The sequence below is a fragment of the Cupriavidus sp. 01T418 genome, from assembly GCF_056398885.1.
Map to the genome: position 1 here is coordinate 240,169 of NZ_JBFTQG010000006.1, position 17,831 is coordinate 257,999.

16 protein-coding genes and 1 other RNA gene are annotated in these 17,831 nt (G+C 63.9%); 12 read left to right on the top strand and 5 right to left on the bottom strand.

Annotation, left to right across the window (positions count from 1 at the left end):
• Window positions 1-66: 66 nt before the first annotated feature.
• The 4 genes from ssrA to ompA all read right to left on the bottom strand — a co-directional run bounded on the left by ssrA (window position 67) and on the right by ompA (window position 2,706).
• Window positions 67-425, bottom strand: a transfer-messenger RNA (tmRNA) gene (gene ssrA / locus AC1DQ3_RS09850).
• 90 nt (window positions 426-515) lie between these two features.
• Window positions 516-1,187 carry a phosphoglycolate phosphatase gene (gph, locus tag AC1DQ3_RS09855; RefSeq protein ID WP_477119993.1) on the bottom strand — a complete coding sequence of 224 codons (672 nt, stop codon included), beginning with the start codon at window positions 1,185-1,187 and terminating at the stop codon, window positions 516-518.
• 2 nt (window positions 1,188-1,189) lie between these two features.
• A complete protein-coding gene (gene ubiG, locus AC1DQ3_RS09860) occupies window positions 1,190-1,939 on the bottom strand; it encodes a bifunctional 2-polyprenyl-6-hydroxyphenol methylase/3-demethylubiquinol 3-O-methyltransferase UbiG (protein WP_477119994.1) in 750 nt (249 codons plus the stop codon).
• A gap of 110 nt (window positions 1,940-2,049) precedes the next feature.
• Window positions 2,050-2,706 carry an outer membrane protein OmpA gene (ompA, locus tag AC1DQ3_RS09865; RefSeq protein WP_477119995.1) on the bottom strand — a complete coding sequence of 219 codons (657 nt, stop codon included), beginning with the start codon at window positions 2,704-2,706 and terminating at the stop codon, window positions 2,050-2,052.
• Between the two features lie 457 nt (window positions 2,707-3,163).
• Between ompA and gyrA the strand changes: the two genes are divergently transcribed.
• From gyrA to aroA, 7 genes are all read left to right on the top strand, one after another.
• Window positions 3,164-5,860 carry a DNA gyrase subunit A gene (gyrA, locus tag AC1DQ3_RS09870; protein WP_477119996.1) on the top strand — a complete coding sequence of 899 codons (2,697 nt, stop codon included), beginning with the start codon at window positions 3,164-3,166 and terminating at the stop codon, window positions 5,858-5,860.
• 82 nt (window positions 5,861-5,942) lie between these two features.
• The gene (locus tag AC1DQ3_RS09875) at window positions 5,943-6,506 is read left to right on the top strand and encodes a DUF2059 domain-containing protein (protein WP_477119997.1); all 564 of its coding nucleotides are present in this window, start codon (window positions 5,943-5,945) and stop codon (window positions 6,504-6,506) included.
• 123 nt (window positions 6,507-6,629) lie between these two features.
• A complete protein-coding gene (serC, locus tag AC1DQ3_RS09880) occupies window positions 6,630-7,790 on the top strand; it encodes a 3-phosphoserine/phosphohydroxythreonine transaminase (RefSeq protein ID WP_477119998.1) in 1,161 nt (386 codons plus the stop codon).
• Between the two features lie 118 nt (window positions 7,791-7,908).
• Window positions 7,909-9,048, top strand: coding sequence for a prephenate dehydratase (pheA, locus tag AC1DQ3_RS09885; RefSeq protein WP_477119999.1), 1,140 nt, complete (start codon window positions 7,909-7,911; stop codon window positions 9,046-9,048).
• Between the two features lie 41 nt (window positions 9,049-9,089).
• Window positions 9,090-10,205 (top strand): histidinol-phosphate transaminase, encoded by a 1,116-nt coding sequence (gene hisC, locus AC1DQ3_RS09890; protein ID WP_477120000.1) that lies wholly within the window; start codon window positions 9,090-9,092, stop codon window positions 10,203-10,205.
• A 107-nt stretch (window positions 10,206-10,312) separates the two neighbouring features.
• Complete coding sequence (locus AC1DQ3_RS09895; RefSeq protein ID WP_477120001.1) at window positions 10,313-11,221, top strand: prephenate dehydrogenase; 909 nt, start codon at window positions 10,313-10,315, stop codon at window positions 11,219-11,221.
• A 90-nt stretch (window positions 11,222-11,311) separates the two neighbouring features.
• A complete protein-coding gene (gene aroA / locus AC1DQ3_RS09900; RefSeq protein WP_477120002.1) occupies window positions 11,312-12,622 on the top strand; it encodes a 3-phosphoshikimate 1-carboxyvinyltransferase in 1,311 nt (436 codons plus the stop codon).
• A 112-nt stretch (window positions 12,623-12,734) separates the two neighbouring features.
• Here the strand turns inward: aroA and AC1DQ3_RS09905 are convergent, their stop codons facing one another.
• The gene (locus AC1DQ3_RS09905) at window positions 12,735-12,839 is read right to left on the bottom strand and encodes a DUF2061 domain-containing protein (RefSeq protein ID WP_477120003.1); all 105 of its coding nucleotides are present in this window, start codon (window positions 12,837-12,839) and stop codon (window positions 12,735-12,737) included.
• 133 nt (window positions 12,840-12,972) lie between these two features.
• Here AC1DQ3_RS09905 and cmk point away from each other — a divergent pair, with 133 nt between their 5' ends.
• From cmk to lapB, 5 genes are all read left to right on the top strand, one after another.
• Window positions 12,973-13,635: a (d)CMP kinase gene (gene cmk / locus AC1DQ3_RS09910; protein ID WP_477120004.1), complete on the top strand. Its 663-nt coding sequence runs from the start codon at window positions 12,973-12,975 to the stop codon at window positions 13,633-13,635.
• Window positions 13,636-13,783: 148 nt separating this feature from the next.
• A complete protein-coding gene (gene rpsA / locus AC1DQ3_RS09915) occupies window positions 13,784-15,478 on the top strand; it encodes a 30S ribosomal protein S1 (protein ID WP_006158411.1) in 1,695 nt (564 codons plus the stop codon).
• Between the two features lie 32 nt (window positions 15,479-15,510).
• Window positions 15,511-16,017 (top strand): integration host factor subunit beta, encoded by a 507-nt coding sequence (locus AC1DQ3_RS09920; protein ID WP_477120005.1) that lies wholly within the window; start codon window positions 15,511-15,513, stop codon window positions 16,015-16,017.
• Window positions 16,018-16,243: 226 nt separating this feature from the next.
• Window positions 16,244-16,567, top strand: coding sequence for a lipopolysaccharide assembly protein LapA domain-containing protein (locus AC1DQ3_RS09925; protein WP_477120006.1), 324 nt, complete (start codon window positions 16,244-16,246; stop codon window positions 16,565-16,567).
• A 3-nt stretch (window positions 16,568-16,570) separates the two neighbouring features.
• On the top strand, window positions 16,571-17,824 hold the full coding sequence (gene lapB / locus AC1DQ3_RS09930) for a lipopolysaccharide assembly protein LapB (RefSeq protein WP_477120007.1): 1,254 nt from the start codon (window positions 16,571-16,573) through the stop codon (window positions 17,822-17,824).
• Window positions 17,825-17,831: the final 7 nt, after the last annotated feature.

The window sequence follows — 17,831 nt, forward strand, 5'->3', positions numbered from 1 at the left end:
AAACCCCCGAAAGGCGTCGCGCCTTCGGGGGTTTGGGTAGTTCCGGGATTATCCGGAACTGAATGTTGGTGGAGCCGGCGGGAATCGAACCCGCGTCCGCAAGTCCTCTACAGAGAGTTCTACATACTTAGTTCTGTCATTTGATTTAACCGGTGCATCGCGGACGAACACGCTCTACAACGGCGAGTCACTAGATTTTCGTCCCTGGGTTCGTGACTCACTCAGGGCTTATCTGGCGTATATGACCTCGCGTAGTCTTGCGACCCTAGCCCGCCAGCGAGCCAGTGCGAGGACGGCCGCAATTAAGCGGCCAGTGCGTAACGTTCGTCGTTAGCAGTTATTGCATTCCCATTGATTAACGAGGTGACGGGTCCTCGGTATGCCCTCCACTGCTTTGTAACCCACGTCGAAACCAGGTCGGCCCCTGCGTGAACTGTGTGCACAGTGTCAAGAAGACAGATTGTACTCTGTTGGAGGCCCGAAGTGTTGGAGGGTTCCCGGCCGGCGCTCCGGTCTCAGCGCGCGCCGGCCGGCGTCAGCAGCGCGATCAGCTCGCTTGGATGGCGCACCAGGTAGTCGGCGCCCCACGCCTCGGGTGGCTCGCCGTCGCCGCAGTAACCATAGGCGGCGGTGATCGTGATCATGCCGGCGGCCTTGCCGGCCTGGATGTCGCGCAGGTCGTCGCCGACATACACGCAGCGCGCGGGTGCCACGCCGCTGACCTCGGCTGCGTGGAGCAGCGGCGCCGGGTGGGGCTTGGCGTGCGCCGTCGTATCGCCGCTGACGACGGCGGAGGCGCGCGGCGCCAGGCCGATGGCAGCGACCAGCGGCGCGGTGAAGCGGGTGATCTTGTTGGTGACGATGCCCCAGCGGATGCCGGCGTTCTCCAGCGCGTCCAGGACCTCTGCCATGCCGTCGAACAGGCGCGTATGCACCGCGATGTCGGCTTCGTAGTAGTCGAGGAAGGTGTCGCGCAGGCCGGGAAACTCAGGGTCGGCCGGGCTCTTGCCAAAGGCGGCGCCGATCAGGCCGCGCGCACCGTGGGAGGCGACCGGGCGGAGTTTCTCGTACGCCACGGGCGGGCGGCCGTGCTCGGTGACCAGCCGGTTGGCGGCGGCGGCCAGGTCCGGGGCCGTGTCGGCCAGGGTGCCGTCGAGATCGAAGAAGACTGCGTCGTAGGTGGACATGTTCAGGCGGGGCGGCGGAATGCCATCAGGTAGTTCACATCGGTGTCCCGGCCCAGCGAGTAGACCTGGGTCAGCGGGTTGTAGCTCATGCCGCGCATCTCGATGAGCTCAAGCCCGGCATTGCGCGCATAGCGCGCGAGCTCCGACGGCGTGATGAACTTGTCGTAGTCGTGCGTGCCGCGCGGCAGCATCCTGAGCACGTATTCGGCGCCGACCACGGCCAGCATATAGGCCTTGAGATTGCGGTTGATGGTGGAGCAGAACACATACCCGCCTGGCCGTACCAGGGTGGCGCAGGCGCGCACGATCGATTGCGGGTCCGGTACGTGCTCCAGCATTTCCATGCAGGTCACCACGTCCACGCTGGAAGGCATGCGGGCAGCCAGCGCCTCGGCAGCGATTTCCTCGTAGGTCACCGAAACGCCCGACTCCAGGCTGTGCAGGTCGGCAACCTTCAGCGCCTTGGTGGACAGGTCGATGCCGCGCACCGTGGCGCCGGTGCGCGCCATGCTCTCGGTCAGGATGCCGCCCCCGCAGCCAATGTCGACCACCTGCTTGCCCTTGAGTCCGGCAATGCCGTCGATCCAGCCAAGCCGCAGCGGATTGAGTTCGTGCAGCGGCTTGAACTCGCTTTCCGGATCCCACCAGCGGTGGGCCAGTTCGCTGAATTTATCGATTTCGCGCGCGTCGGCATTCCTGCCGAGCTGGGTCGTTTCAACGGTGGGATGGTGCGGAGGGGAGATCTGCGTCATGGATTTGGGCGCGCGGTCAGGCGGTGGCGCGGGAGCGGAAGGGTTGCAGCAACTGTATCAAAAAAAAAGCCCAGCTCGCGCTGGGCTTTTTTTCATCGGAAAGGTTCCGATTAACGTGCGCTGCGGGTGCCGACCACTTCGACTTCCACGCGGCGGTTCGGCTGCTGGCAGGAGATCTGTGCCTTGCGATTGCCCTTGCACGACTTCGGGTCAACCTTCAGCTGGCGCTTGCCCTTGCCTTCGGTATAAACACGGTTGGCTTCCACGCCCTTGCTGACCATATAGGCCTTGACGGCTTCGGCACGACGGATCGACAGGCGATCGTTGTACTTGTCCGAGCCGAACGAGTCGGTGTGGCCAACTGCGATAATCACTTCCAGGGTGATGCCAGACAGCTTCGAGCTCAGGTCGTCCAGCTTGGCCTTGCCTTCGGGCTTCAGCACAGCCTTGTCGAAATCGAACAGGGTGTCAGCAGCGAAAGTGACCTTTTCGCTGGAAACAACCGGAGGAGCAACCGGTGCCGGAGGAGCAACCGGAGCGGCCGCCGGAGCCAGGGCGCCGTCGCACAGGGCGTTGGCTGTGGCCGGGGTCCACGAACTGTCGCGCCAGCAGAGCTCGTTCGTGCCGTTCTTCCACACGTACTCGCTCGTACCGTTGCCCCAGTTATCGTTCACAGCCTTCTTTTCGTAGGGGACGGACTGGGCTTGAGCGGATGCAGCCATTACTGCGGTAGCTGCAACGAGCGCGAGCTTGGCAAATTTTTTCATATTTCTCCTCTCAGGATGAGATCACCGCAGGGTTACTGCGAGCAAATGGACGGAAACAAGTCATACATTCTTCGGAGTATAACATTCTCGATGCGGTGTATGCTCCACTTCGAACAATGTCTGGCTCTTCGCTGGGGAATTGTGCCACAAGGGTCGTTTCCTAAGAAGTAAATATATCCAATTCCACCAATGGGTTTTAGGCCTGTGGTGTTTGTGCAACATGGCTCTTGCGATGCCCGCAAACCCTTGTGTGGCCGGGCTTGCAGGATTTTCGCGACGGACTTTCGCGGCGTTTCCCGACGCCGCAAAAGGCGCTTTGGAGGGGGCTGAGGCGGCTGCGGGGGAGGGCAGCCGCGCATGTTAGAATGTCACGTTGCCCTACTGCCGGACGCCGCTTGGCGAATGGTGATTCACCTGGGTGCCTACTGTTTAAATTCGCCGGATAACCCACGCCGCAATGGATCAATTCGCCAAAGAAACCCTTCCGGTCTCCCTCGAAGAGGAAATGCGCCGCTCTTATCTCGATTACGCAATGAGCGTGATCGTGGGGCGCGCGCTTCCCGATGTACGGGATGGCTTGAAGCCGGTACATCGGCGTGTGCTCTATGCGATGCATGAGCTTAACAACGACTGGAACCGGCCGTACAAGAAATCGGCCCGTATTGTAGGGGATGTGATTGGTAAGTATCACCCCCACGGCGACACTGCTGTATACGATACGATCGTGCGCATGGCGCAGAATTTCTCCCTGCGCTACATGCTGGTCGACGGCCAGGGTAATTTCGGCTCGGTGGACGGTGATAACGCGGCGGCCATGCGTTATACCGAAATCCGCCTGTCCAAGATCGCCCACGAGATGTTGCTCGATATCGATAAGGAAACTGTCGATTTCGGGCCGAATTATGATGGCTCGGAGAATGAGCCGCTGATTCTGCCGGCGCGCATCCCTAATCTGTTGATTAATGGTTCGTCGGGTATTGCAGTGGGCATGGCCACCAATATCCCGCCGCACAACCTCAACGAGGTAGTCGACGGCTGCCTGCACCTGCTGCGCAATCCGCAAGCCACGATCGACGAACTGATCGAGCTGATTCCGGCGCCGGATTTCCCGACCGCCGGCATTATCTATGGCATCCAGGGCGTGCGCGAAGGCTACCGCACCGGACGCGGCCGCGTCGTCATGCGCGCCAAGACGCATTTCGAGGACATCGACCGCGGCCAGCGCCAGGCGATCATCGTCGACGAGTTGCCCTACCAGGTCAACAAGCGCACCCTGCTTGAGCGTATCGCCGAACTGGTGACGGACAAGAAGGTCGAGGGCATCTCGGACATCCGCGACGAGTCCGACAAGTCCGGCATGCGCGTGGTGATCGAGCTCAAGCGCAACGAAGTGCCCGAGGTGGTGCTTAACAATCTGTATAAGCACACCCAGCTGCAGGACACGTTCGGCATGAACATGGTGGCGCTGGTCGACGGCCAGCCGCGCCTGCTGAACCTGCGCCAGATGCTGGACTGCTTCCTGTCGCACCGGCGCGAAGTGGTCACCCGCCGCACCGTGTTCGAACTGCGCAAGGCGCGCGAACGCGGCCACGTGCTGGAAGGCCTGGCGGTTGCGCTGGCCAATATCGACGAGTTCATCGCCATCATCAAGGCGGCGCCGACGCCCCCCATCGCCAAGCAAGGGCTGATGGCGAAGGCGTGGGATTCCAGCCTGGTCCGCGAGATGCTGGCACGCGCCGAAGGCGACACGCCGGGCGGCCGCGCCGCCTACCGCCCCGACGGCCTGCCGGCCATCTTCGGCATGCAGGGCGACGGGCTGTACCGCCTGTCCGACTCGCAAGCCCAGGAAATCCTGCAGATGCGCCTGCAGCGCCTCACGGGCCTGGAGCAGGACAAGATCGTCCAGGAATACCGCGACGTCATGGTGGTCATCTCCGACCTGCTCGATATCCTGGCGCGGCCGGAGCGCATCAGCACCATCATCACCGACGAACTGACCGCCATCCGCGCGGAGTTCGGCGACCTGCGCCGCTCGCATATCGAGCTCAATGCGACCGAGCTCGATACCGAAGACCTGATCACGCCGCAGGACATGGTGGTCACGCTGTCGCACAGCGGCTATATGAAGAGCCAGCCGATCTCCGAGTACCGCGCGCAAAAGCGCGGCGGGCGCGGCAAGCTGGCGACCGCCACCAAGGAAGACGACTGGATCGACACGCTGTTCGTCGCCAACACGCACGACTACATCCTGTGCTTCTCGAACCGCGGCAGGCTGTACTGGCTGAAGGTGTACGAGGTGCCGCAGGGCTCGCGCAACTCGCGCGGCAGGCCGATCGTCAATATGTTCCCGCTGTCGGACGGCGAGAAGATCAACGTCATCCTGCCGGTGCGCCAGTTCGACGCCGAGCACTTCATCTTCATGAGCACGGCGCGCGGCACGGTCAAGAAGACGGCACTGACCGAATTCTCCAACCCGCGCAAGGCCGGCATCATCGCGGTCGATCTGGATGAAGGCGACTACCTGATCGGCGCTGCCGTCACCGATGGCCAGCACGATGTGATGCTGTTCTCGGACGCCGGCAAGGCCGTGCGCTTCGACGAAAACGACGTGCGTCCGATGGGCCGCCAGGCACGTGGCGTGCGCGGCATGAACCTCGAAGAAAGCCAGACCGTCATCGCCATGCTGGTGGCGCCCGCCGAGACCAGTGAGCAGGCCGGCACGGTGGGCAGCGTGCTGACCGCCACCGAAAACGGCTACGGCAAGCGTACCCCGATCGCCGAGTACACTCGACACGGCCGTGGCACCAAGGGCATGATTGCGATCCAGACCAGCGAGCGCAATGGCCGGGTGGTGGCTGCTGCGCTGGTGTCGCCGGAAGACGAGATCATGCTGATCACGACCGGCGGCGTGCTGATCCGTACACGCGTCTCTGAAATCCGCGAGATGGGCCGCGCCACGCAAGGCGTGACTCTGATCAACGTGGACGAAGGCACCAAGCTGTCCGGCCTGCAGCGAATCGTCGAAAGCGACGCCGACAACGGTGTGGCGGCCGATGAACTCGACGGGGCCGATGCGGCTGCCGAGGGAGAGCCGGAGGCAGGTGCGCAGGATGGCACCCAGGCTGGCTCGCCCGACACGGGATCCAATTCGTAAGTTGTTGCAACATTGACCCGATAGCCGGAACTCGATTGCCGGCTGCCGGGACTAAAACGGACATATTTACCAGGGAGTCACAATGCTCAAAACCTATCGACGTATCGCTGTTCTGGCTGCCTTCGTACCGGCCATGATGCTGGCCAACGCGGCATATGCCCAGGACGCGGACAAGACCGCTGCCATCAAGGAACTCCTGACCGTGATGCAGGCCGACCAGGCCGTCAAGGGCCAGGCCGAGAACTGGCAGCAGGGCGCCAAGCAGGAAGCGCCCATGGTCCTGGAGCAGGTACTGGTCGAGAACAAGACGCTCAACGACAAGCAGAAGCAGGCTGCCGTCGATAAGCTCAAGAAGAACGGCGCCGTGCAGCGCATGGTGGAAGGCGCCGGGACGGCGTTCACCACCGATGGCTTCAAGACCGACGCCATGAAAGCCCATTACGACGCCTTCGCCAAGTACTACAGCGTCCAGGAAATCAAGGACCTGACCACGTTCCTGAAGTCGCCTTCCGGCCAGAAGTTCATGGCTAACCAGGGCAAGGCCACGCAGGAAATCTGGGGCTCGATGATGCAGAAGTACGGCCCGCAGGTTGGCAAGTCGATGCACGACGCCGCCGAGAAGGAAATCGCCGCCGCGTCGAAGTAATACGCCGGCGAGCCGGGTGGGGCGTACGGGGCACTATCCCCGGCGTCCCTATCTGGCGCGGGTTTGATGGATAATGGCTGCTTGGGTAATACCGGCAGCCATTTTTCATTTCCATCCCGATCCATGAACGAACCCCAGAATCCAGCACTTGCCGCCTTGATGCAGCGTGCCGTGTCCGAGCGCGTCTATAACTTCTCGCCCGGCCCGGCGGCCCTGCCGACCGAAGTGCTGCTGCAGGCAGCCGACGAGATGCTGTCCTGGCATGGCACCGGGGTCTCGGTGATGGAAATGAGCCACCGCAGCCGCGAGTTCGAGAGCATCCAGGCCGAAGCGCTGGCGAACCTGCGCGAACTGCTGCACGTACCGAAGAACTTTCGCATCCTGTTCGTGCAAGGCGGCGCCATCGGCGAGAACGGCATCGTGCCGTTGAACCTGATGTCGCGCGTGAACGCGCAGCGTCCCAAGGCCGATTTCGTCGTCACCGGCACGTGGTCGGTGAAGTCCGAGCAGGAGGCGCGCCGCTATGGCGAGGTGAATATCGTTGCCTCCAGCGCCGCGCAAAAATTCGCGCGCATCCCGGAGGTGGCCGACTGGAAGCTGTCGGACGATGCCGCCTATGTGCACCTGTGCACCAATGAGACCATCGTCGGCGTCGAGTTCCAGGACGTGCCCGACATCGGCCAGCACCGCGATGGCGGGCCGGTGGTGGTGGCCGACGTCTCCAGCCATATCCTGTCGCGTCCGGTCGACTGGTCGCGCGTGCAGGTAGCCTACGGCGGCGCGCAGAAGAATATCGGGCCGGCCGGCCTGACCATCGTGATCGTGCGCGAAGACCTGCTGGGCCACGCGCATCCGCTTTGCCCCTCCGCGTTCAACTGGCGCATGGTGGCCGAGCATGACTCGATGTACAACACGCCGCCGACCTATTCCATCTACATCGCCGGACTGGTCTTCAAGTGGCTCAAGGCGCAAGGCGGCGTGGACGCGATCGAACAACGCAATATCGCCAAGGCGCACGCGTTCTACGAGTTCCTGGACCAGAGCGCGTTCTACCGCAACGATATCGATCCGAGCTGCCGCTCGCGCATGAACGTCCCGTTTTTCCTGGCCGATGAGTCGCGCAACGATGCCTTCCTGGCGGGTGCGCGCACCAAGGGCCTGGTGCAGCTCAAGGGCCACAAGTCGGTCGGCGGCATGCGCGCCAGCTTCTACAACGCCATGCCGCTCGAGGGCGTCGCCGCCCTGATCGATTACATGCGCGAATTCGAGCGAACCGCGGCCTGATCCTTCGCGATCCTTCGCGATCCTTCGTTTGGCGGCATTGCCAGGCGCGGCCGCCGCAGTGCCGATTCGGTTTATTCCAGGGCCCCTTCGCAAGGAAGGGGCATAGCGGATTCATACAATGACAAATCAAGACAAAGACATCGCGCAGGAGGGGGCGCAGCCCGACAATGGCGCGGCCGAGAAAGCGCTGGGCGTGGAACTGACACCGCTGCGCGAGCAGATCGACAAGCTGGACCGCGAACTGCTGGGGATGCTGAATCGCCGCGCGCAACTCGCCCTCGACGTGGGGGAGGTCAAGAAGAAGTACGGCGCACCGGTGTTCCGTCCGGAGCGCGAACTGCAGGTGATCCGCAAGGTGCAGGGCGCCAATCCCGGCCCGCTGCTCGACGACAGCGTGGCGGCGATCTGGCGCGAGGTGATGTCCGCCTGCCGCGGCCTGGAAAAACCGCTGGAAGTCGCCTTCCTCGGCCCCGCGGGCACGTTCTCCGAGCAGGCGCTGTACGCGCACTTCGGCCACGAGGTGAGCGGCGTGCCGTGCCCGAGCATCGACGAGGTGTTCCGCGCCGTGGAAGCCGGCACCGTGGAGTACGGCGTGGTGCCGGTGGAGAATTCCACCGAGGGCGCGGTGTCGCGCACGCTGGACCTGTTCCTGCAGACCTCGCTGAAGATCAGCGGCGAAATCGCGCTGAAGGTGCATCACAACCTGATGGCCTCGTCGCCGGACATGAAGGGCGTGACCGTGGTGCGCGCGCATGCGCAGGCACTGGCGCAGTGCCAGCACTGGCTCACCGCCAACTACCCGCATCTGGAGCGCCAGGCCGTTTCGAGCAACGCCGAAGCGGCCCGCATGGCCAGCGAGGATCCCACGGTGGCGGCCATCGCCGGCGAGTCCGCGGCCAATCGCTACCACCTGCATCTCGTGCGCACGCACATCCAGGACGATCCGCATAACCGTACGCGTTTTGCGGTGATCGGCCGCTATGAGACCGAGCCCTCCGGCAGCGACCAGACCTCGATGATCCTGTCGGTGCCCAACAAGGCCGGCGCGGTCTACCAGTTGCTCGCGCCGCTGGCCGACAACGGCGTGTCGATGTGCCGCTTCGAGTCGCGTCCGGCGCGCAGCGGCGCGTGGGAGTACTACTTCTACGTCGACGTGGAAGGCCACCAGCACGATGCTTCGGTGGCGCGCGCGCTGGAAGAGTTGCGCCGTAACGCGGCCTATTTCAAGGTGCTGGGCTCGTACCCGTCCAGCAGATAAAAGAACCAGGAACCAAGCAGAACGATCAGCAAGGAGCCAATATGGCAGAGCAGGGCAAGCAGTTCGGGCCGGCGTATGTGCGGGCGATCTCCCCATACCTGGCGGGCAAGCCGATTTCCGAAGTGGCGCGCGAGTTCGGCCTGGACGAGTCCGCCATCGTCAAGCTGGCCTCGAACGAGAATCCGCTCGGCATGCCCGAATCGGCCAGGATGGCCATCGCCGCCGCCGTGGCCGACCTGGGCCGCTACCCCGATTCCAACGGCTTTGAACTGAAGGCCGTATTGTCGGCCCGTTTCGGCGTGCCGGCCGACTGGCTCACGCTGGGCAACGGCAGCAACGATATCCTGGAGCTTGCCGCGCATGCGCTGGTCAAGCCGGGCGAGTCGATCATCTACGCCGAGCACGCCTTTGCCGTGTACGCGCTGGCCACGCAGGAAATCGGCGCGCGCGCGATCGAGGTCAAGGCGCGTGACCACGGCCACGACCTCGACGCCATGGCCGCCGCCATCGCACCGGATACACGCCTGATCTTTATCGCCAACCCGAACAATCCGACCGGCACCTTCCTGCCGGCGGCCGCGATCGAAGCCTTCCTGGCCAAGGTGCCGGCCGATGTCGTGGTGGTGCTGGACGAGGCTTACAACGAATACCTGGACGATGCGCAACAGTACGATTCGGTGGCCTGGCTCCGCAAGTATCCGAACCTGCTGGTGTCGCGCACCTTCTCCAAGGCTTACGGCCTGGCCGGCCTGCGTATCGGCTACGCGGTCGCGCAGTCGGCGCTGACCGACCTGCTGAACCGTATCCGCCAGCCGTTCAACGTCAACACCCTGGCGCAGGCCGCGGCGGTGGCGGCGCTGGGCGATACGGCTTTCCTGAAGCGCAGCGCCGAACTCAATCGTGCCGGCAAGGCGCAACTGGTGGCGGCCTTCGACCGGCTCGGCCTGCAGTACGTACCGTCCTCGGGCAACTTCGTGCTGGTGCGCGTGGGCCAGGACGATGGCGCCGGCGCGCGCGTCAACCTGGCGCTGCTCAAGCAGGGCGTGATCGTGCGTCCGGTGGGCAACTACAACCTGCCGCAATGGCTGCGCGTGACCATAGGCCTGCCGGGGGAAAACACGGCGTTCATCGCCGCGCTGGAGAAGGCGCTCAAGTAAGTGCCCCGTCCGTGCCGGCCCGCGCCGCCGCAATTGGCGGCGCCGTGGCCCGGCGGAGACGATACAATGCCGGATTCCCGAACTTCCTTGCCTGGCTGCGTATCCCCGTGACCGTTCCTGCGTCCGTCCCCTATTTTTCCCGTGTCGTTATTGTCGGAGTCGGCCTGATCGGCGGCTCGCTGGCGCTCGCGCTCAAGCGCGCGGGGGCGGTCGGCACGGTGGTCGGCGTGGGCCGCTCGCAAGCCTCGATGGAGCGCGCCCTCAAGCTCGGCGTGATCGACGAGGCCGCGACGCTGGAAGACGCCGCCAGGGGCGCCAGCGTCATCGTGCTGTGCGCGCCGGTGGCGCAGACCTTTGCGCTGCTCCATGCACTTGAGCCGCATCTGGAGCTATCCACCATCGTCACCGATGCCGGCAGTACCAAGTCCGACGTCATCATGGCGGCCAAGACCGCGCTGGGCGACAAGGCGGCGCAGTTCGTGCCGGCCCATCCCATCGCGGGCCGCGAACTGAACGGCGTGGAAGCCGCGCTGGACGACCTCTATGCCGGCAAGAAGGTGGTGCTGTGCCCGCTGCAGGAGAACGCCCGCATCGATGTGGCCGCCGTGCGAGCCATGTGGGAAACCGCCGGCGCGGATTGCCATGTGATGTCCGCCGTGCAGCACGATGCCGTGTTCGCTGCGGTCAGCCATTTGCCGCATGTGCTGTCCTACGCGCTGGTGGCCCAGGTGGCCAATGCCGAGGATGCCGCGCTCAAGCTCGATTTTGCCGGCGGCGGCTTTCGCGATTTCACCCGTATCGCGGCGTCCTCGCCGGAGATGTGGCGCGATATCTGCGTCGGCAACCGGGAGGCGCTGCTGAGCGAGCTGACCACTTACCAGGCGATGTTGGCGCACCTGAAGACGCTGATTGAAAACAGCAACGGCGAGGGGCTGGAGCGCATCTTCCAGCGCGCCAGCCAGGCACGCCAGCAATGGGGCGCGCAGCGCGCGCCCGCCGTCAATGTCGAGCCCTGAACGCCGACGTCGCGAAGTCTTAAACCATAAAGCCACTAACGGAGCGGCGCGCCCTTCATAAAGCGCAGCCGGCCAACTAGCATGCAAACCATGGAACATCTCACGCTCGGTCCCTTCACCAGCGCCTCGGGCACGGTTCGCCTGCCGGGTTCGAAGAGCATCTCCAACCGCGTACTGTTGCTGGCGGCACTGGCGCAGGGCGAGACCCGCGTCTGTGACCTGCTCGACTCAGACGATACCCGTGTGATGCTGCAGGCACTGCGCACCCTGGGCGTGGAATGGCGTCAGGACAATGGCGCTTGCGTGGTGCGCGGCGTGGGCGGCAACTTCCCGAACAAGTCCGCAGAATTGTTCATGGGCAATGCCGGCACCGCCATTCGCCCGCTCACCGCGGCGCTGGCGCTGCAGGGCGGCAGCTACAAGCTCTCGGGCGTGCCCCGCATGCACGAGCGGCCGATCGGCGATCTGGTCGACGGCCTGCGGCAGATCGGCGCCCGCGTCGACTACCTCGGTACCGAGGGCTATCCGCCTTTGCAGATTTCGCCGGCGCAGATTCGCATCGATGCGCCGATCCGCGTGCGCGGCGACGTTTCCAGCCAGTTCCTGACGGCGTTGCTGATGACCCTGCCGCTGGCCGATGCGCCGGGCGACACCATCGAGATCGAAGTCGTCGGGGAATTGATCTCCAAGCCTTACGTCGAGATCACGTTGAACCTGCTCGCGCGCTTTGGCATCGAGGCCAGGCGCGAAGGCTGGTCGCGTTTCATCTTGCCCGCGCGTGCGGCCTATCGTTCGCCCGGGGAGATCTTCGTCGAGGGCGATGCATCGTCGGCCTCCTACTTCCTGGCAGCCGGCGCAATCGGCGGCGGTCCGTTGCGGGTGGAGGGGGTGGGCATGTCGAGCATCCAGGGCGACGTCAAGTTCGCCGAGGCGCTCAACCGCATGGGCGCCAATGTGATGGCCGGCGCCAACTGGATCGAGGTGCGCGGTACCGGGCGCGACGATGGCCGCCTGCAAGGCATCGAGCTGGATTGCAACCATATCCCGGACGCTGCCATGACGCTGGCGGTGGCGGCGCTGTTCGCCGAAGGGCCCACCACGCTGACCAATATCGCGAGCTGGCGGGTCAAGGAGACCGACCGCATCAGCGCCATGGCCACGGAGCTGCGCAAGCTCGGGGTCGAGGTGGAGGAGGGCGCGGATTACCTGAAGGTGACGCCACCGGCCCAAGCCGACTGGAAGACCCCGGCAGCCGGCATCGACACCTACGACGATCACCGCATGGCCATGTGTTTCTCGCTGGCTGCCTTCGGCCCGCTGCCGGTGCGCATCAACGAGCCTGGCTGCGTGGCCAAGACGTTCCCGGACTATTTCGAGGCGTTTGGCGCGGTGGTGCGCTGATCACATTGCCAGCGCCAAGCGCTGCCGCGTCGCGGCGTTCGTGCCTGTCCCAGTAGCGGTCGAAGCGGTAATGCGTCACAGTATTGATTGTTGATTGCCGGCTCGATGAGGGTCACGGCGCCGCTGACAGCCAGGTTGCCAGATTGTCTGTCAGCGCGTAAGTGATGCCAAAGGCTGTGCCAATGCGCATGTTGCCGAACGACAGGGTCTTGGCCATGGTAGCCGCCGCGCGGAGATGTTGCTTTGACTGCCCGGGCGTTCGCCATTTGCCTGACCACCCGCCATGTGAAGCATGGTAATGATTCCCAATTGATTTAAGAAGTCAATATTTTGTTCTGTTTCAATAGGCAATGACAATCGTCGACGTCATCACAATCGACGGGCCCACCGCTTCCGGCAAGGGCACCGTAGCGCACAAGACGGCAGACGCACTCAGCTTCCATCTGCTGGATAGCGGTGCGCTGTACCGCCTGGTCGCGCTCGCCAGCGAGCGTATGGGCATTGGCGCGCAGGACGTGGAGGGGCTTGCGAAACTGGCGGCCCGCCTCGATGTCAAGTTCGGTCCCGACCGTGTCTGGCTCAGCGGCGAGGAAGTCAGCCTGGCCATCCGCGCGGAAGCCACCGGCAACCGGGCTTCCGCCATCGCCGTCCACCAGCCCGTTCGCGACGCCCTGACGGCGCTGCAGCGCGGTTTCCGCAAGCTTCCCGGCCTCGTCGCCGACGGCCGTGACATGGGCACGGTGATTTTTCCCGATGCCCGTCTGAAGGTATTCCTGACCGCAAGTGTCGAAGCGCGCGCTCGCAGGCGCCATAAACAATTGATTGATAAGGGAATTTCTGCTAACATTGAAGACCTTTTGCGGGACCTTGAGTCGCGCGACCAGCGGGATCGTACCCGCACGGCCGCGCCGCTGCGTCCCGCACAGGATGCGCACTTGCTCGATACCTCCGACATGACGGTGGATCAGGCGGTGGCGCAGGTGCTGCAGTGGTACGGCGCGCCGGGTTCCTGACCCGCGCCCCAGCCGCTTCGACACCGAAGTGCCGGCAGTGCCTGCAAGCGCAGACCTGCCGGTGTTGTTCAACCTGACCCCGCTGCCCGGTGCAGACTGAGCGCGATCCTCGCGCCGGCCCGAGTACTGCGGATTGATACTCAAGTTTATGTCCGACCTGCAAACTAACGAATCCTTTGCCGCACTGTTCGAGGAATCCGTCGCCCGCTCCAATATGAAGGCTGGCGAAGTGATTTCCGCTGAAGTCGTGCGCATCGACCACAATTTCGTGGTTGTCAACGCCGGCCTCAAATCGGAAGCCTTTGTGCCGGTGGAGGAGTTCCTGAACGACCAGGGCGAACTCGAAGTGCAGGCCGGCGACTACGTCTCCGTGGCCATCGACGCGCTCGAGAACGGCTATGGCGACACCATCCTGTCCCGCGACAAGGCCAAGCGCCTGGCATCGTGGCTGAACCTCGAGAAGGCGCTGGAAGACGGCGAAATCATCTCGGGCACGGTCACGGGCAAGGTCAAGGGCGGCCTGACCGTCATGGTCAACGGCATCCGCGCGTTCCTGCCGGGCTCGCTGGTCGACGTGCGTCCGATCAAGGACACCACGCCGTACGAAGGCAAGACCCTGGAATTCAAGGTCATCAAGCTGGACCGCAAGCGCAACAACGTGGTGCTGTCGCGCCGCGCCGTTGTGGAAGCGACCCTGGGCGAAGAGCGCCAGAAGCTGATGGAAACCCTGAAGGAAGGCGCCATCGTCAACGGTATCGTCAAGAACATCACGGACTACGGCGCATTCGTGGACCTGGGCGGCATCGACGGCCTGCTGCACATCACCGACCTGGCATGGCGTCGTGTGCGTCACCCGAGTGAAGTGCTGTCGGTTGGCCAGGAAATCACCGCCAAGATCCTCAAGTTCGACCAGGAAAAGAACCGCGTCTCGCTGGGCGTGAAGCAGCTGGGCGAAGATCCGTGGGTCGGCATCTCGCGCCGCTACCCGCAAAGCACCCGCCTGTTCGGCAAGGTGACCAACCTGACCGACTACGGCGCGTTCGTTGAAATCGAAGCCGGCATCGAAGGCCTGGTCCACGTTTCCGAAATGGACTGGACCAACAAGAACGTGGCCCCGTCGAAGGTTGTCCAGCTGGGCGACGAAGTCGAAGTCATGGTTCTGGATATCGACGAAGACAAGCGTCGTATCAGCCTGGGCATGAAGCAGTGCAAGGCCAATCCGTGGGACGATTTCAGCCGTAACCACAAGAAGGGCGACAAGCTGGGCGGCCAGATCAAGTCGATCACCGACTTCGGCGTGTTCATCGGCCTGCCCGGCGGCATCGACGGCCTGGTGCACCTGTCCGACCTGTCCTGGCAGGAAACCGGCGAAGAAGCCGTGCGCAAGTACAAGAAGGGCGACGAAGTGGAAGCCGTGGTTCTGGGCATCGACGTCGACAAGGAACGCATCTCGCTGGGTATCAAGCAGCTGTCGGGCGACCCGTTCAACAACTTCATCTCGGCCAACGACAAGGGTTCCCTGGTCAACGGCACGATCAAGACTGTTGATGCCAAGGGCGCTGTCGTGCAACTGGCTGACGACGTCGAAGGCTACCTGCGTGCATCCGAAATCTCGGCTGACCGCGTGGAAGATGCTCGCAACGTGCTGAAGGAAGGCGAACAAATCACCGCCCTGGTGGTGAACGTCGACCGCAAGTCGCGCAACATCAACCTGTCGATCAAGGCCAAGGACAACGTCGAGCAGCAAGAAGCGATGCAAAAGTTCGCGGCTGACACCGGCACGGCTGGCACGACCAACCTGGGCGCGCTGCTGAAGGCCAAGCTCGGTCAGGACAACCAGTAAGCATCGGTTCTTACGCCTGCTAGCGGATGCCTATGACCAAGTCCGAGCTTGTCGAAAAACTGGCTGCCCGGTTCCCGCAGTTGTTGCTGCGGGATGCGGACATCTCGGTGAAGACGATCCTCGATGCGATGGCCGAAGCGCTGGCCGATGGTCATCGCATCGAGATTCGCGGATTCGGCAGTTTTGGCCTGAACCGGCGTCCGCCGCGCGTAGGACGCAATCCCAAGTCCGGCGAAAGAGTGCTGGTGCCCGAGAAACGGGTGCCGCACTTCAAGGCGGGCAAGGAGTTGCGTGAACGAGTCGATCGCAGTCCCGCGCTCCCGCAGGCAGGTAGCGGCGGCGGTGCCGGAGCCCTTGCCAACGGCGGTCATGCTGGCAATGGGAACGGCAATGGCAGTGTCAATGGCAACGCCAACGGCAATGGCCATGGCGCTGCGCCCGGTGCGGCGCATGCGAACGCGCCTGCCCAGGCAAAGCCGGCGGTTGTTGCCGGCAGTGCCCTGCATGACGAGGGCGGACTGAAACTGGCCCGTCCCTGAATCGCTGTATCTGGCTCGTAATGCGACTGGATAGCCGAAAAAGCGCCCCTGATCGGGGCGCTTTTTTTATGACTCCAGCAGCTTGGCGGCATACAAGCCGTTACCGTAAGTACGAGGTTAGTACGAGACGATTCCGCTACAATGCCGGGAATCCGCCGAGGGGCATCATCCGCCGGCATTCACGTTGCCGGGGTTCGAACCACTCCATCTTCCGCATGAAGCCCGCATGAAATTTGTCGCCTGGATCGTCCGCATTGTCCTGTTCGCGCTGCTGTTCGTGCTGGCACTGCGCAATACCGCCGATGCGTCCCTGCATCTGTTCTTCGATGCCGTCTGGCGAGCGCCGCTGATCCTGATCCTGCTGGCCGCTTTCGGGCTGGGCATCGTGGCTGCGCTGGCGGCGGTCGCGCCGGCGCTGATGCGCCAGCGCATGGAGGCGAACCGGCTGCGGCGCGCGCTCGTCGAAGCGCGCAGCCAGGCCGCGGAAAGTGCCCGTGAACCGCAGGCGGGTTCAGGCATTCCTTACAACGTAGCTGGCCCGAAAGTTTGACCAATGATTTTTGAAACCTGGTGGCTGCTCGCGCTGCCGCTCATTTTCGGCCTCGGCTGGATGGCTGCGCGCTTCGATGCGCGCCAGCTCATGAGCGAACAGGGTGCGCTGCCGCGCTCCTATTTCAAGGGGCTGAACTTCCTGCTCAACGAGCAGCCCGACCAAGCCATCGATGCGTTTATCGAGGTGGCGCGGCTCGACCCCGAGACCACCGAGCTGCACTTTGCGCTCGGCGCCCTGTTCCGCCGGCGCGGCGAAACCGAACGCGCCATTCGCGTGCACCAGAACCTGGCCAGCCGCGAGGATCTTCCCGACGCCGAACGCGAGCACGCGCTCTTCGAACTGGGCCAGGACTTCCTGCGTGCCGGCCTGCTTGACCGCGCCGAGGAATCGCTGCGGCGGTTGATGTCCGGCCCCTATGCGGCGCCGGCCAAGCATGTGCTGCTGGAACTCTACGAAGTCGAGAAGGAGTGGAAGAAAGCCATCGAGGCCGCACGCGAACTCCAGCCGCTGGAGCAAAAGGACTACAGTGTGCAGATCGCGCAGTTCTGCTGCGAACTGGCGCAGGATGCGCTGCAGCGCAAGCAGCCCGAGGAAGCGGTCGGCTGGCTGCAGCAGGCGGTCAGGGAGAATCCGGCCAATGTGCGCGCGCCGATGCTGCTGGGCGATGTGGCCATGGTGGCGGGCGACGCACCAGGCGCGCTTGGCCACTGGCTCGGTATCGAGCGGCAGGATGCTGCCTACCTGCCGCTGGTGGCCGATCGCGTCGTCAAGGCGTATCGCCAGCTCGGCGACGACGGGCGGGCGGTGGAATGGCTGCGCGGCCTGCTCAAGACCAATCTGGCCGCCGAGTTGCTGGATATTGCCTATCGCGCCGAACTTGAACTGCATGGCGCGCACGCAGCCGCCGCGTTGATGCGCGAGCAAGTGCGCCGGCAGCCGTCATTGCAGGCGCTGACCAAATATTTCGAGGCGCAGGCTGCCGAAGTGGCCGCAGCCGGTGCGGCCATGGGCGAGGCGAGCGCGGTGGCAGCGGCAGGCGCCGCCGTGGTGCAGGTGCCCCAGGCGACCGCCCACGCTATCGAACAGGAGCAGGAGGTGTCGGCGATTCGCGATTTGCTGCAGAATCGTACGCGCAACCTGGCGCGCTATACCTGCCGCGAATGCGGTTTCCGCGCGCGATTGTTCTATTGGCAGTGCCCCGGCTGCAACCGCTGGGAAACTTACGCGCCTCGCCGTACCGAGACACTCGGCTGACGCTGTC

Coding starts and splice junctions, on each gene's coding strand:
- ubiG (WP_477119994.1), bottom strand. CDS start 1,939: ATGACGCAGATCTCCCCTCCGCACCATCCCACCGTTGAAACGACCCAG.
- AC1DQ3_RS09920 (WP_477120005.1), top strand. CDS start 15,511: ATGACCAAGTCCGAGCTTGTCGAAAAACTGGCTGCCCGGTTCCCGCAG.
- ompA (WP_477119995.1), bottom strand. CDS start 2,706: ATGAAAAAATTTGCCAAGCTCGCGCTCGTTGCAGCTACCGCAGTAATG.
- pheA (WP_477119999.1), top strand. CDS start 7,909: ATGACAAATCAAGACAAAGACATCGCGCAGGAGGGGGCGCAGCCCGAC.
- AC1DQ3_RS09925 (WP_477120006.1), top strand. CDS start 16,244: ATGAAATTTGTCGCCTGGATCGTCCGCATTGTCCTGTTCGCGCTGCTG.
- aroA (WP_477120002.1), top strand. CDS start 11,312: ATGGAACATCTCACGCTCGGTCCCTTCACCAGCGCCTCGGGCACGGTT.
- serC (WP_477119998.1), top strand. CDS start 6,630: ATGAACGAACCCCAGAATCCAGCACTTGCCGCCTTGATGCAGCGTGCC.
- hisC (WP_477120000.1), top strand. CDS start 9,090: ATGGCAGAGCAGGGCAAGCAGTTCGGGCCGGCGTATGTGCGGGCGATC.
- rpsA (WP_006158411.1), top strand. CDS start 13,784: ATGTCCGACCTGCAAACTAACGAATCCTTTGCCGCACTGTTCGAGGAA.
- AC1DQ3_RS09905 (WP_477120003.1), bottom strand. CDS start 12,839: ATGGCCAAGACCCTGTCGTTCGGCAACATGCGCATTGGCACAGCCTTT.
- cmk (WP_477120004.1), top strand. CDS start 12,973: ATGACAATCGTCGACGTCATCACAATCGACGGGCCCACCGCTTCCGGC.
- gyrA (WP_477119996.1), top strand. CDS start 3,164: ATGGATCAATTCGCCAAAGAAACCCTTCCGGTCTCCCTCGAAGAGGAA.
- AC1DQ3_RS09875 (WP_477119997.1), top strand. CDS start 5,943: ATGCTCAAAACCTATCGACGTATCGCTGTTCTGGCTGCCTTCGTACCG.
- gph (WP_477119993.1), bottom strand. CDS start 1,187: ATGTCCACCTACGACGCAGTCTTCTTCGATCTCGACGGCACCCTGGCC.
- lapB (WP_477120007.1), top strand. CDS start 16,571: ATGATTTTTGAAACCTGGTGGCTGCTCGCGCTGCCGCTCATTTTCGGC.